Origin of the sequence: Nonomuraea sp. NPDC049758 (assembly GCF_040674635.1) — a bacterium.
GTDB lineage: Bacteria > Actinomycetota > Actinomycetes > Streptosporangiales > Streptosporangiaceae > Nonomuraea.
Genome location: NZ_JBFAMZ010000001.1, coordinates 549,929 through 562,270 on the forward strand (window position 1 = coordinate 549,929; position 12,342 = coordinate 562,270).

Genomic DNA, 12,342 nt, shown 5'->3' on the forward strand with positions numbered 1-12,342 from the left:
GTCCCTCAGCGCCACTCGTCGCCCAGCCGCACGCTCGCGCGGGCGATGTCGGCCAGCGTGATGTCGGCCAGCATCATCTCCTCGTGGTCGCGCAGCGCACTCCACACCTCGGCGAGCGGGCTGGCCACACCGGGATAGCCGCCGTGGTCGCCGCCCTCGGAGACGCCTTCGACGATCAGCACGATGTCGGCGAGGGTGATCTCGCCGGCGGGCCTGGCCAGCCAGTAGCCGCCGTCGGGGCCGCGCTGGCTGTGCAGCAGGCCCGCCCGGCGCAGCTGCAGCAGGATGTTGTCGAGGAACTTGCGGGGGATGCCCTGGGCCGTGGCGATCTTCTCGGCGGGCATGGGGCCCGGCGGCGCTGCGGCCAGCTCGGCCGCGGCGCGCAGGGCGTACTGGGTTCTGGCGGAGATCCGCATGGCCGTCTACTGCTCAGGCGCTCACCTGGTGCAGGCCCCAGCGGCGGCGCAGCGCGCCGTCCGCCAGGCCGAAGACGCGGTCCACCACGATGCCGATGACCAGGATGACGATCATGGTGGCGAGCAGGCCGGGCGAGTCGGCCAGCTCGCGGGCGTAGTGGAGCTGCTCGCCCAGCGAGGCCTGGTTGGCGATGATGACCAGCAGCTCACCGGCCATCAGCGAGCGCCAGGCGAACGCCCAGCCCTGCTTGAGCCCGGCCAGGAACGACGGCAGCGAGGCCGGCAGGATGACGTGCCGGTAGAGCGCGATCCGGCGGAAGCCGAGCATGTGCCCGGCGCGCAGCAGGATCGGCGGCGTGTAGTCCACCCCGGTGATCAGGCCGTTGGCGATGGACGGCGCCGCGCCCAGCACCACCACGAACAGGATCGCGCTCTCTGACAGCCCGAACAGCAGGATGGCCAGCGGGAACCAGGCGATGGACGGCATCGTCTGGAGCCCGGTGATCAGCGAGCCCGTGGCGCGGCGCAGCGGCCCGATCCGCGAGACCAGCGCGCCGACGACCAGCCCGGCGGCGATCGCCAAAGCGAATCCGGTGACCGCGCGGCGCATGGTGACCGTCAGCGCGGTGTAGAACTCGGGGTCGCCGAGCCGGTGCCCGAGCTCGGCGAGCGTGGTGACCGGCCCGGCGAAGACGTACTCGGGCCACCAGCCCGCCCACACCACGGCCTGCCAGACGGCCAGCACGATGAGCACGGCCGTGGCGATCGGCCACAACCCCGCCCACAGCCGGGAGGCCAGGCCGGCGCGGTGGCCGGTGCCCAGCTCCAGCGCGTCGAGCCCGGCGAGCTGCTGGGCGTGGGTGTCCGTCGTCGTCATGCGGGCTCCTCCTGACGGGCGTGGCGCAGGACCTCCTGGCGGAGGCGGCCGGTGATCTCCCCCGCCAGCTCGGCCACCTCGCCCGAGTCGGTACGGCGGGGCCGCGGCAGCGCGACGGGGAAGTCCTCGACCACCCGCCCCGGCCTGCTGGACAGCAGCACGACCCGGTCGCCGAGCCGGACGGCCTCGCGCACGTTGTGGGTGACGAACAGGACCGACAGGGCGCGTTCCCGCCAGATGCGTTCGAGCTCGTCGTGCAGCAGGTCGCGGGTCATGGCGTCCAGGGCGCCGAAGGGCTCGTCCATCAGCAGCACGTCGGCGTCCTGGGCGAGCGCCCTGGCCAGGGCGACGCGCTGGCGCATGCCGCCGGACAGCTCGTGCGGCCGTTTCCTGCCGAACCCGCTGAGGTGGACGATGTCGAGGAACTCGGCGGCCCGGTCCCGGCGTTCCCGCTTGCTCACGCCCTTGGCGCGCAGCGCCATCTCGACGTTGGCCGAGACGGTCAGCCAGGGGAACAGCGCGGGCTCCTGGAACATGAGCGCGACGCGGGCGTCGTCCACGTCGATCCGGCCGGTCGTGGGCCGGTCGAGCCCGGCGACCAGCGACAGCAGCGTGCTCTTGCCGCAGCCGGACGCGCCGAGCAGGCAGACGAACTCGCCGGGCGCCACCGACAGCGAGACCTGGTCGAGGGCTTGCAGGGCCGTCCGGCCCTGACCGTAGAGCTTGGAGACGGCCTCCAGCCGGATCGCGGGGCTCTGCCCGTCGACCCGGCCGGTGACCTGCTCCGTGAGCGGAGCGGACATCGCGTACGCCTCCTACTTGTCGGAGATGGCCTGCTGGCCCTTGGCGGCGAGGACCTCGTTGAGGACCTTGAGGTCGTAGATGCCGTTCAGGTCGACCGGGTCGAGGAGGCCGACCTTGGTCGCGTGCTCGGCGCTGCCCACCAGCGACGAGGCGATCGGGTCGTTGGTGAAGGTGATGTTCTTGAACGCGCTGTCCAGCACCTCGGGCTTGAGCGCCTTGCCGGTCAGCTTCTGCAGGGCGGCGTTGGCGGTCTGCGCGGCGCCGGCCGGGTCCTTCGCGATGACGTCGTTGGCCTCGACGTGCGCCTCGATCAGCTTCTTGAGCAGGTCGGGGTGCTCCTTGGCCCACTCCTGGCGGACGATGAGGTGGGTGATCACGAACTGCTTGTTCGGCCACAGGTCGCGCTCGTCGACCAGCACCTTGCCGCCGCTCTCCTTGATCAGGCGGCTGGCGAACGGCTCGGGCACCCAGGCGCCGTCGATGTCGCCGGTGGCGAAGGTCTGGATGGTCTGGGAGTTCTCCTGGGGCACGATCGAGACCTCGCCGCCGCCCTTGGTGTCGGTCTTGATGCCCTTCTCGGTCAGCCAGTAGCGCAGCGCGACGTCCTGGGTGTTGCCGAGCTGCGGGGTGGCGATCTTCTTGCCCTTGAGGTCCTCCACCGAGTTGATCCCGGGCTTGACCACGAGGAACACGCCGCCGGACGCCGCGCCGGCGACGATCTTGATGGCCTGGCCCTTCGACTTCGACCAGGCGTTGATGGCCGGGTTGGGGCCGACGTAGGTGGCGTCGATGGCGCCGGAGAACACGGCCTCGATCGCGGCCGGTCCGGCGTTGAACGTGCTGGTCCTGGGCGCGGCGCCGAGGTGCTTCGCGTAGATGCCCTTCTCCACGCCGACCAGCGCGGTGGCGTGGGTGATGTTGGGGAAGAAGCCCAGACGCACCTGCGTGCCGCCGGCTCCCCCGCTCTTGGCTCCGCTGTCCGCAGGGCTGCCGCTGCCCCCACAGGCGGCCGCCATGGTCGTGAGCGCCAGGGCGGCCAGGGTGGCCACCGTCACGCGAACCCTGCGAGCGTTCATCTCTTCTCCCTATTTCCCACTTATTTAGTGGCTTTAGAGTGTTTATAGGAGCAAGGGAGGGCGCTCGTCAATCCCACGCTGGGTCACAGACTCTTCACGAAAGGCAGCGGGCCGCGCGCCGGACGCTCGTCCGGGTCGAAGCGCGGGGTGTAGCCGCCGGCCAGGTACAGGGCGACGGCCTCGGGCTGGCGTGGGCCGGTGGTCAGGTGAATGCGCAGGTAGCCGCGGCGGGCGGCCTCGCGTTCCAGCTCCCGTACGACGACCGCGCCCAGGCCGCGCCTGCGGTGGAGCGCGAGCCTGGTGATCGCGTTCGCGCTGCCGTCGATCTTCGTGCTGCCCGCCCTGGCCTCGGCTTTCGGGCTTCCGCCCGAGGTGGCGGGGGCCTGGATCGGCGGCAACATCGACACCACCGCCGCCGTCACCGCGGCCGGCACGATCGCGGGCGACGACGCCCTGGCCATCGCCACGATCGTCAAGGTCACCCAGAACGCGCTCATCGGCGTCGTCGTGGTCGCGCTGACCGCCTGGTTCGCCTTCCGGGTCGAGCGGCGGGCGGACGCCGAACGGCCGGGGGCGGCCGAGTTGTGGCGGCGCTTCCCGAAGTTCGTGCTCGGGTTCGTCGCCGCGTCCGTGATCGCCACCTGGTGGCTCACGACGGTCCCCGCGGGCCGGGGCAAGGCGGTCGTCGGGGTCGCCAACGACCTGCGGACCTGGTTCCTGATCCTGGCGTTCGTCAGCATCGGGCTGGAGTTCCGGCTGGCGGCGCTGCGGGCGGCCGGCTGGCGGCCGGTCGCCGTGTTCGCCGCCGCGACGGTGGTGAACGTGGTCGTCGCCCTGGCCCTGGCCCTAGCCCTGTTCTCCGGCTTCACGGCCGGCTGACCGGCCCCGCCCTCGGGGGGCGGGGCCGTCCCGCTACGCGACGGGCAGCTGCGCGGGATCCGCCACCCGGACGATCGAGCCGCTGATCTGCTGCGGGTTGCGGATGAGGTTGAGGATCGGGCAGACCCGCTCGACCTCGGCGTGCAGCCCGGCCAACTGCTCGTCCGTGGCGGGCGAGCCGATCTGCACCTCGTAGCGGAAGTTGTGCGGGTACACCGGGACGCCCTGGTCGCCCGGGAGCTGGGCCTTCGGGTCGTACTCGGCGCGGACGTCCACCTCCAGGGAGTCGATCGGCACCTCCAGCTCGGCCGCCTTGATCAGGAAGATGTGCGTCACGCAGCTGCCCAGGACGCCGGCCTGCAGCTCGGGCGAGCCGGGGCCGAGGTCGTAGCCGGCGAAGTCGGGGCCGCTGTCGCTGATGATCTGGAAGTCCCTGATCCTGATGCGCCGGATCCCGCTGCGGCCCTCGGCCGTGACGTGGGCGTGCAGCGGCACCGGGCCGCCCGCCGGGGCCTCCCGGCGGGCCAGCAGGGCGGCGCGCTTGTGCGACAGGTACTCGCGAAGGGTGCTCATGGGTCTTTCTCTCTCGAACGGGGTTCAGCTCAGGGTCACGTGGCCGAGCGGGGTGTCGACGACGGCCCGCAGGCCGGGCTCCGGCCCCTCGGTGACGTCGAGCGTCACGTCGAGGGCGGCCAGGTCGCGGCGGAGCGCGCCGGGGTCGGGATGGACGGCAGCGAAGGACACCAGGCCGAGCCGCGGCAGGTCCGTGGCGGCCGGGTGGGTGGTCGTCCCCCAGTCGATGAGGAAGGGCACCGCACGGATCGCGGCAGGGTCCTCGCGCCGGGTGAGCCGCCACTCCAGCAGCTCGCCGGACGGGGTGCGACGGGACAGCGGCTGCACGTCACCGGGGTCGTAGCCGCGCTCGCGGGCCAGCTCCACGGTCTTGTCCAGGTCCTGCGGATGCACGGCCCAGGCGGCCAGGCGCGGCTCGGTCAGCGTCGCCAGCCCGAACGCCCGCGGCCGCACCTCCGACTCCGGGTCCGGCCCGATGATCTCCAGGTACGCGGTCGGCCCGAAGCGCACCAGGTAGTTCGCGGTGCCCCCGGGATGGCTGCCGCCCCGGACGGGCCGCACGCCGGTGCGCGCGGCGAAGTCCTCGACCCCCGCGAGCAGGTCGGGAACGGCATAGACGAGGTGGTCGAGGTGACGGTCGGTCATCGGTGGTCCTCCGGTTCGCCGAGTGAGAGCATGAGCCGGTTCGCCCAGTTGAAGAAGGCGGCGGCGTGGATGGTGTCGCTGATCGCCAGGTCGTCCAGCCCGGCCGCGCGCAGCGCCGCGATGTGCTCGGGCCCGAACTCCACGGGCGTGGCGGCCAGCGCGACCGAGGCGTCGACGACCGCCCGCCAGGTGCCGTCCTGCGGCGCGTCCACCCCCTCGTCGAGCAGGCGCTGCACGTCCTTCGGGCGCTTGGAGTGGTGGGCGGCGAAGCGGGCGTGCACCGACGCGCAGAACACGCAGCCGTTGCGCCGCGAGGTCGCGGTCGCGGCCAGCTCGCGCTCGGCGCGCGGCAGCCCGCCGTCGGCGTTGTAGAAGATGTCGTTGTCGGTCTTGGTGCGCGCGTGCAGGATCTCGGGGTCGCGGGCCAGCAGCAGGAAGTACGGCGACGACGCCCGCGCCCGGTCCACCAGCGCCTCGTAGTGGGCCTCGGTCAGCTCCTCCGGCGCGAGCGGCGGCAGCCAGGGCCGCCAGCCGAGCTGTTCCTGGGTGAAGCCGGTGCTCACGCCGCCACCTCCGCGTTGAGCAGCCGCAGGCCGCCGACCACCCGGACCTGGAAGGCGAGGAAGGCGACGAGCTGCGACAACGTCACCACGCCCGTCGGGCTCCAGCCGGCCGCGGCCAGCGCCTCCAGGGCCTGCTCGCCGGCCTCGCGGGGCCGGAACACCAGCAGGTGCGCGTGCTCGAACGCGGCGGTGAGCCGGACGCCCAGCTCGTCCGGGTTGCGGACCCGGTAGCGCAGGCCCTCGTCGCTCTCGGCGGCCAGCGGTGCGGGGTAGACGCCGTACGGGCCGGTGGTGGCGCCCGCCTCGACCTCGGTCTCGACGGCCTTCAGCAGGCCGGGGGCCAGCTCGGCGAGCCGGTCGGCGTAGAAGCCGGCGACGACGGCGTCCCGGTGCAGCCCGGCCACGAAGGCCGCGACGGCGTCGCGTTCGACGAGGGTGACCTCGCCCTCCTCGTCGGGGGTGAAGAGCGCGTCGAAGCCGCGCTGGGCGTGCTCGCGGGCGGCGGGCCGCAGGTCGCGCAGCTTGTCGAGGCGGGAGCCCGGTCTTATCCCGGCCAGGTGGTCGATGACGTCGTTGATCATGTGGAGCTCATTTCGGTGGAGGGGAGCCAGCCGAGCGCGGGAGCGACCTCGGTCGCCAGCAACTCGGTCGAACGCAGGACCAGCGGGTGCGGCGGGTCCACCGAGTGCACCTGGAAGACCAGGTCGGTGACCCGTTCGAGGGTCGGATCGGCACGCAGGCTGTCGATGACGTCCTGCGGGGTGCCCACGTGCACGTCGAAGGCGGCGATGCGGCTGTCGAGGTCGCCGCCGGGCAGCTCCCACGGCAGCCGGCCGCGCCCGAGCCCCCGCTCGGCCCAGCGCAGCGCCTCGGCCCGGCTGTCGGCCACGAACGCGGTCCGCGAGGCCACGATGCGCGGGACGACGCCCGCGGGCAGGTTCTCGTAGTAGGCGTCCACGATCGGCCGTTGCAGGTCGGCCAGCGTCGCCTGGGGGTCGTCGGCCGGCCGGGGCTGCGTGCGCGAGAGCATGAGCCCGTTGCCCGCGCGGCCGGCGCGCGCTCCTCCGGCGGCCGAGAACGTCGCCTCCCAGATCGCGCCGGGCAGCCGGGGCGCGGGCGGGTAGAGCCGGTTGCCGCCGCCCAGGTCCTCCCCCGACCAGGCCCTGAGCAGGATCGACAGGTGCTCGGCGTACAGGGCGGCGCGGTCGCCGCTGTCGTGCCCGAACGGCCCGAACGACGACGGCGTCCCGCCGCTGCCCACCCCGATCTCCAGCCGCCCGCCGGTGAGCAGGTCGAGCACGGCGGCGTCCTCGGCCACCCGCACCGGGTGCTCCAGCGGCAGCGTGATGATGCCGGTGCCGAGCCGGATGCGGCTGGTACGGGCCGCCACGTGGGCGAGGAACACCAGCGGCGCGGGTAGCCCGCCCTCCTCGCCGTCGAAGTGGTGCTGGGCCACCCAGGCGGTGTCGAACCCGAGCGACTCGGCGTGCGCGATCTGCTCGGCGGCCAGCCGGTAGCGCTCCGCCGGGGGCGCCTCGTCCAGGACCCGGGTGAAGAAGCCGAGCCTCATCGCACCGGCTCCGGGATGGCGGCGAGCAGCTCGCGGGTGTAGTCGTCGGCCGGGTCGGTGAAGACCCGCCGGGTGGATCCTGATTCCACGATGCGTCCTTTGTTCATGACGGAGACGGTGTGCGAGATCTGCCGCACCACCGCCAGGTCGTGCGAGATGAAGAGGTAGGTCAGGCCGAGGTCGCGCTGGAGCTGTCCGAGCAGGTCGAGGATCTGCGCCTGGACGGTGACGTCGAGCGCCGAGACGGCCTCGTCGAGCACCAGCACCTCCGGGCCGGCGGCCAGCGCGCGGGCGATGGCCACCCGCTGCCGCTGCCCGCCCGACAGCTCGCGCGGCCGGCGCGACGACACGTCCGCGGGCAGCGCCACCCGGTCGAGGAGCTCCGCGACGCGGGCCCGGCGGGCGGCGCGGTCGCCGAGCCGGAAGTTGCGCAACGGCTCCTCCACGATGTCGGCGACCGATTGCCGCGGGTCCAGCGACCCGTACGGGTTCTGGTGCACGAGCTGGACGTGCCGGCGGAAGCCGCGGCCGTCGGGCGCCCCGGCGACGGTGACCGTGCCCGACGTGGGCTCGGCGAAGCGCACCACCATGCGCGCGGTGGTGGTCTTGCCGGACCCCGACTCCCCGACGAGCGCGTGCGTGGTGCCGCGCGGCACCTCGAACGAGACGCCGTCCACGGCCCGGAAGGGCCGCCGCCCCGACCGGAACTCCTTGACCAGGTCGCGCACCACGATCGCGGGCTCGGCGGCCACCGGCTCGCGGAAGGGGCGGGCCGACAGCGCGGGGGCGTCGTGCAGCAGCCTGCGGGTGTAGTCGGCGGCGGGCGCCGCCAGGATCGCCCTGGTCGGGCCCTGTTCCTCGACGCGGCCGTCCTTCATGACGACCAGCCGGTCCGAGCGGCCGGCGGCCACGCCGAGGTCGTGGGTGACCAGCAGCACGGCGGTGCCGAACTCGGCGCGCAGGTCGTCGATGAGGTCCAGGATGCGCCGCTGCACGGTGACGTCCAGGGCGCTGGTGGGCTCGTCGGCGATGATCAGCCGGGGTTCGAGCGCGACGGCGATGGCGATCAGCACGCGCTGGCGCATGCCGCCGGACAGCTCGTGCGGGTACTGGCGGGCCCGCGTCTCGGGGTCGGGCAGGCCGACGCGGGTGAGCAGTTCGACGACCCGGCGCCGGACGGCGGCCCGGTCGCCGCGCTTGTGGATGCGCAGCACCTCGGCGATCTGCGCCCCGACCGTCTTGACCGGGTCGAGCGAGTTGGACGGGTCCTGCGGGACCAGCCCGATCTGGGCCCCCCGGACGGACTCCATCCGCCGCGGCGACCAGCTCGCCAGGTCGTTCTCGCCCAGCAGGACGCTGCCGCGGTCGAGCGAGGCGTTGCGCGGCAGCAGGCCGATGATCGAGTGCGCGGTCGTGGTCTTGCCGGACCCCGACTCGCCGACGACCGCGACCACCTCGCCCGGCTCGACGGCGAAGGAGACGCCGTGGACCGCCGGGCGGCCGTCGTAGGAGACCGCGAGGTCGCGGACGTCGAGCAGGCTCACGAGGACTCCTTGGCGATGGACCGGCTGATCCGGCCGGCGGCGAGCACGACCGCGACCACCACGGCCCCGGGCAGCGTGGTCAGCCACCAGGACGTGGCCAGGTAGTTGCGGCCCTCGGCGATGAGCAGCCCCCACTCGGGGGTCGGCGGCTCGGCGCCGTAGCCGAGGAAGCCGAGCGTCGAGATGGCCAGGATGGCCACGCCGAACTGCAGGGCGGCCAGCGCGACGACGGGGCCGAGCGAGTTGGGCAGCACGTGCCGCCACAACACGGCGGTGAACCGGCCGCCGCTGCCGAACGCGGCCTCGACGTAGTCGGTGCGGCGCACCCGGACGACCTCCGACCGCGACAGCCGGGCGAACGCGGCCACCGAGCCGACGCCGACCGCGACGGCCACGTTCACCGTCCCCGGGCCGAGCAGGATGATCACGACCAGGGCGAGGAGCAGGCCGGGGACCGACAGCAGCACGTCCACGACCCGCATGACGGCGGCGTCGGGCACCCCGCCGAGCGAGCCGGCCAGCAGCCCGAGCAGCGTGCCGAGCAGCAGGCCGACCGCGACGGCGACGAACGCCCCCGACAGCGAGTGCACGGCCCCGTGCACCACCCGCGCGAACACGTCCCGGCCGACGGCGTCGGTGCCGAACAGGTGCTGCCCGCTCGGCGCCTGGAGCTTCTCGACCGGCACGCCGGCGATCGGGTCGTACCCGGTGAACAGCCCCGGGACGACCGCCCACAGCAGCGCCACGGCGATCACCGTCCAGGCCAGGATCAGGCCCGCCCTCACGACGCCGCCTTCAGCCGCGGGTCGAGCACCGGGAACAACACGTCCACCACCAAGTTGACCAGGACGAACACCGCCGCGGCGAGCACCACCACGGCCAGCATCACCGGCGTGTCCTGGGCGGTCACGGCCTGCTCGGTGAGCCGCCCGATGCCGTTGCGGCCGAAGACGGTCTCCGTCACGACCGAGCCCGCGATCAGCTCGCCGAACGTCAGGCCCGCCACGGTCAGCGTCGGCAGGACGGCGTTGCGCGCCACGTGCCGCCACAGGATCCACCAGCGGGTGGCGCCCTTGGCCGCGATCACCGGCACGAACGGCTGCGCGTACACCTGGTCGATGCCGCGCGCCAGCACCTGGGCGATGGGCGCCGAGATCGGCACGGCCAGCGTCAGCACCGGCAGGACGAGCTGCTGCAGCTCGCCGCCCCCGATGACCGGCACCAGCCGCAGCCGGAAGGAGAAGACCTGGATCAGCAGGATCCCCAGCCAGAACGCCGGGACCGAGATGAACAGCGACGGCACCGACAGCAGCGCCCCGCGCAGCCACGACGTCCTGCTGTAGCTCGCCACGAACGCGATCACCACGGCGAGCAGCACCGCCAGCGCGAACGCCGCCGAGGCCAGCCGGGCCGTCTCGGGCAACGCCTCGCCCAGGCGCTCGACCACCGGGGTGCCGGTGTCGATCGAGTAGCCGAAGCCGCCGGTGAGGAAGCCGGTCAGGGTGCGCAGGTACTCGCCGACCGGCGAGCCACCGCTGTAGTACGCCCGGATGTCGGCGATCTGCTGCGGCGACAGGCCGAGCTCGGGGTTCTGGAACTTGATCAGGATCGAGTCGCCGGGCAGCAGTTGCAGCAGCACGTAGCTCGCGGTGAAGGCGGCCCACAGCACGAGCACCGCCTGCCCGGCCCGCGTCAGGAGATACCTGGTCATTGCTGGGCCTTCCACGCCGAGTAGAACCATGGCCGCGCGACCGCCTCGAAGGCCACGCCCTTGACGTACGGCGCGCCGCCGTACACCTGGGGCTCCTCGAACAGGGGGATGGCGTAGCCCTGGTCGATCACGTACCGCTGGATCTCGCCGACCTTGGCGTTGCGCTTGGCGTTGTCGGGCTCGGCGGACTCCTCCTCCAGCAGGGTGTCGAGCTTCTTGTCCTTGGACAGGATGACGTCGCGGTTCTGGCTGTGGAAGTGGCTCTTGATGACGTCCTGGTCGGCGCGGCCGACCATGCTGTGCGCGACGGCGGTCTTCTCGGCGTCCTTGATGTCCACGGCCTGGGTGCCGGCGTCGGCGGGGCGGATCTCCAGCTGCACGCCGAGCTTGGCCCACTGCTGGCCGACGAGTTCGAGCGTCTGCTTGGACAGCGGCTGCGGGCCGGCGACGAAGACGCCCAGCCGCAGCTTGACGCCGTCCTTCTCGCGCACGCCGTCTGCGCCCCTGGTCCAGCCGGCTCTGTCGAGCAGCTGGTTTGCCTTGGCGGGGTCGTAGGCCAGGTCCTTGGACAGGTCGAGGTAGCCCTGGGCGAGGTGGCTGAGCACGGAGGTGGCCCGCGGGTAGCTCGCGGTGAACAGGGTGTCCACGACCTCCTTGACGTCGGTGCCCGCCTGCAGCGCCTTGCGCACGTCGAGGTCCTTCAGGATGCTGTTGGACGGCCGCAGGTACAGGCCGTTGTTCACGCCCCTGGTCGGCTCGGCGTAGATCTGGAAGCCGGCGTCCTTGACGGTCTTCTCGTCGTACGCCTGGACGTAGCGCACGAAGTCGGCCTGGCCGGAGGTCAGCGCGCCGACCCGGACGTTGTCCTCGGGCGTCACGATGATCTTGATCTCGTCCAGGTACGCCCGCCCCTGGTGCTTCGACGACGGCGGCGCCCAGTCGTAGTCCTTGCGGGCGGCCAGGTCCACCTCCTTGTCGACGATCTGCTTCTTCAGCGTGAAGGGGCCCGAGCCGACGATGTTCTTCAGCTGGCACTGCTGCTCGTACGGCAGCGAGATCGTCTTCTTCGACACCAGCCCGGCCCCGATGACCGAGGTGCCCTGGAGGAAGCCGGGAGAGGGCTTCTTGAAGTGGAACTTCACGGTCAGCGGGTCGACCACCTCGCTGCGCTCGTAGTTGTTGACGAACTCGGCGACCGGCAGCTTGAGCTCGGTGTTCCCGAGGCCGTACACGTCGAAGTCGGCGGCGACGGCGGCGGCGTCGAGCGGGCTGCCGTCGCTGAAGGTCACGCCCTGGCGCAGGTGGAAGGTGTACTCGGTGGCGTCGTCGTTCACCTCCCACTTGGTGGCGATCCAGGGCTCGATCTCCAGGGTCTGCGGGTTCTGCCAGGTCAGCTTGTCGGTGATCTGGTTGAGGATGCCGCCGTTGGGATAGAAGCCGGCGGCCGGCAGGTAGAGGCAGGTGGGCGGCTGGTGCTCCAGGTAGGTCAGCGTGCCGCCGTAGACCGGCTGACCGCTGGACGGCGCCGCGCCGGCAGCACCCCCTTGGCCGCCACAGGCGCCGAGGAGCCCAACGACGGCGAGCATGACGGCTGCGGTGCGCAGGCTGGATGAGGACATGGGGGTACTGCCTTTCAGACAAAACATACCTAAAAAGTAGGAAAAGGCTACAGCAAACGCGCGAC

15 protein-coding genes are annotated in these 12,342 nt (G+C 72.4%); 1 reads left to right on the forward strand and 14 read right to left on the reverse strand.

The genetic code is table 11. The features are described 5' to 3' along the window. Positions 1 to 5: 5 nt before the first annotated feature. The 5 genes from AB0J46_RS02580 to AB0J46_RS02600 form a co-directional block, all read right to left on the reverse strand. Positions 6 to 416, reverse strand: a complete 411-nt coding sequence (locus tag AB0J46_RS02580) for an Rrf2 family transcriptional regulator (RefSeq protein WP_364325390.1) — start codon at positions 414 to 416, stop codon at positions 6 to 8. 13 nt (positions 417 to 429) lie between these two features. Continuing rightward, complete coding sequence (locus AB0J46_RS02585; RefSeq protein WP_364325393.1) at positions 430 to 1,293, reverse strand: ABC transporter permease; 864 nt, start codon at positions 1,291 to 1,293, stop codon at positions 430 to 432. Further along, positions 1,290 to 2,096: an ABC transporter ATP-binding protein gene (locus AB0J46_RS02590; protein WP_364325396.1), complete on the reverse strand. Its 807-nt coding sequence runs from the start codon at positions 2,094 to 2,096 to the stop codon at positions 1,290 to 1,292. The genes AB0J46_RS02585 and AB0J46_RS02590 overlap by 4 nt, the downstream gene beginning before the upstream one ends. 12 nt (positions 2,097 to 2,108) lie before the next feature. Further along, entirely contained in the window at positions 2,109 to 3,173 is a 1,065-nt protein-coding gene (locus AB0J46_RS02595; protein ID WP_364325399.1) for an ABC transporter substrate-binding protein, read from the reverse strand. Positions 3,174 to 3,256: 83 nt separating this feature from the next. Then, positions 3,257 to 3,574: a GNAT family N-acetyltransferase gene (locus AB0J46_RS02600; protein ID WP_364325402.1), complete on the reverse strand. Its 318-nt coding sequence runs from the start codon at positions 3,572 to 3,574 to the stop codon at positions 3,257 to 3,259. On the opposite strand from AB0J46_RS02600, the gene AB0J46_RS02605 reads away from it, so the two are divergent. Beyond that, on the forward strand, positions 3,504 to 4,052 hold the full coding sequence (locus tag AB0J46_RS02605; protein ID WP_364325405.1) for a putative sulfate exporter family transporter: 549 nt from the start codon (positions 3,504 to 3,506) through the stop codon (positions 4,050 to 4,052). The two genes, AB0J46_RS02600 and AB0J46_RS02605, sit on opposite strands and share 71 nt — an antisense overlap. A 33-nt stretch (positions 4,053 to 4,085) precedes the next feature. Here the strand turns inward: AB0J46_RS02605 and AB0J46_RS02610 are convergent, their stop codons facing one another. From AB0J46_RS02610 to AB0J46_RS02650, 9 genes are read right to left on the reverse strand one after another with little or no spacing between them, the layout of a single operon-like run. After that, positions 4,086 to 4,625: an OsmC family protein gene (locus AB0J46_RS02610; protein ID WP_364325408.1), complete on the reverse strand. Its 540-nt coding sequence runs from the start codon at positions 4,623 to 4,625 to the stop codon at positions 4,086 to 4,088. A gap of 24 nt (positions 4,626 to 4,649) precedes the next feature. Then, positions 4,650 to 5,270 carry a VOC family protein gene (locus AB0J46_RS02615; RefSeq protein WP_364325411.1) on the reverse strand — a complete coding sequence of 207 codons (621 nt, stop codon included), beginning with the start codon at positions 5,268 to 5,270 and terminating at the stop codon, positions 4,650 to 4,652. Further along, the gene (locus AB0J46_RS02620) at positions 5,267 to 5,833 is read right to left on the reverse strand and encodes an alkylhydroperoxidase domain protein (protein ID WP_364325414.1); all 567 of its coding nucleotides are present in this window, start codon (positions 5,831 to 5,833) and stop codon (positions 5,267 to 5,269) included. The genes AB0J46_RS02615 and AB0J46_RS02620 overlap by 4 nt, the downstream gene beginning before the upstream one ends. Beyond that, positions 5,830 to 6,414, reverse strand: coding sequence for a CMD domain protein (locus AB0J46_RS02625; protein WP_364325417.1), 585 nt, complete (start codon positions 6,412 to 6,414; stop codon positions 5,830 to 5,832). The genes AB0J46_RS02620 and AB0J46_RS02625 overlap by 4 nt, the downstream gene beginning before the upstream one ends. After that, positions 6,411 to 7,403 (reverse strand): putative FMN-dependent luciferase-like monooxygenase, encoded by a 993-nt coding sequence (locus AB0J46_RS02630; RefSeq protein ID WP_364325420.1) that lies wholly within the window; start codon positions 7,401 to 7,403, stop codon positions 6,411 to 6,413. Before AB0J46_RS02630 ends, AB0J46_RS02625 begins: the two co-directional genes overlap by 4 nt. Further along, positions 7,400 to 8,947: an ABC transporter ATP-binding protein gene (locus AB0J46_RS02635; protein ID WP_364325423.1), complete on the reverse strand. Its 1,548-nt coding sequence runs from the start codon at positions 8,945 to 8,947 to the stop codon at positions 7,400 to 7,402. The genes AB0J46_RS02630 and AB0J46_RS02635 overlap by 4 nt, the downstream gene beginning before the upstream one ends. Then, complete coding sequence (locus AB0J46_RS02640; protein ID WP_358283008.1) at positions 8,944 to 9,732, reverse strand: ABC transporter permease; 789 nt, start codon at positions 9,730 to 9,732, stop codon at positions 8,944 to 8,946. The genes AB0J46_RS02635 and AB0J46_RS02640 overlap by 4 nt, the downstream gene beginning before the upstream one ends. Beyond that, positions 9,729 to 10,658: an ABC transporter permease gene (locus AB0J46_RS02645; RefSeq protein ID WP_364325427.1), complete on the reverse strand. Its 930-nt coding sequence runs from the start codon at positions 10,656 to 10,658 to the stop codon at positions 9,729 to 9,731. Before AB0J46_RS02645 ends, AB0J46_RS02640 begins: the two co-directional genes overlap by 4 nt. Further along, positions 10,655 to 12,277, reverse strand: a complete 1,623-nt coding sequence (locus AB0J46_RS02650) for a TIGR04028 family ABC transporter substrate-binding protein (RefSeq protein ID WP_364325430.1) — start codon at positions 12,275 to 12,277, stop codon at positions 10,655 to 10,657. Before AB0J46_RS02650 ends, AB0J46_RS02645 begins: the two co-directional genes overlap by 4 nt. Positions 12,278 to 12,342 lie beyond the last annotated feature (65 nt).

Bases quoted from the DNA above. Each gene is read 5' to 3' on its own strand.
- AB0J46_RS02645 (WP_364325427.1), bottom strand. From the start codon at position 10,658: ATGACCAGGTATCTCCTGACGCGGGCCGGGCAGGCGGTGCTCGTGCTG.
- AB0J46_RS02585 (WP_364325393.1), bottom strand. From the start codon at position 1,293: ATGACGACGACGGACACCCACGCCCAGCAGCTCGCCGGGCTCGACGCG.
- AB0J46_RS02590 (WP_364325396.1), bottom strand. From the start codon at position 2,096: ATGTCCGCTCCGCTCACGGAGCAGGTCACCGGCCGGGTCGACGGGCAG.
- AB0J46_RS02610 (WP_364325408.1), bottom strand. From the start codon at position 4,625: ATGAGCACCCTTCGCGAGTACCTGTCGCACAAGCGCGCCGCCCTGCTG.
- AB0J46_RS02615 (WP_364325411.1), bottom strand. From the start codon at position 5,270: ATGACCGACCGTCACCTCGACCACCTCGTCTATGCCGTTCCCGACCTG.
- AB0J46_RS02650 (WP_364325430.1), bottom strand. From the start codon at position 12,277: ATGTCCTCATCCAGCCTGCGCACCGCAGCCGTCATGCTCGCCGTCGTT.
- AB0J46_RS02625 (WP_364325417.1), bottom strand. From the start codon at position 6,414: ATGATCAACGACGTCATCGACCACCTGGCCGGGATAAGACCGGGCTCC.
- AB0J46_RS02600 (WP_364325402.1), bottom strand. From the start codon at position 3,574: ATGTTGCCGCCGATCCAGGCCCCCGCCACCTCGGGCGGAAGCCCGAAA.
- AB0J46_RS02580 (WP_364325390.1), bottom strand. From the start codon at position 416: ATGCGGATCTCCGCCAGAACCCAGTACGCCCTGCGCGCCGCGGCCGAG.
- AB0J46_RS02595 (WP_364325399.1), bottom strand. From the start codon at position 3,173: ATGAACGCTCGCAGGGTTCGCGTGACGGTGGCCACCCTGGCCGCCCTG.
- AB0J46_RS02630 (WP_364325420.1), bottom strand. From the start codon at position 7,403: ATGAGGCTCGGCTTCTTCACCCGGGTCCTGGACGAGGCGCCCCCGGCG.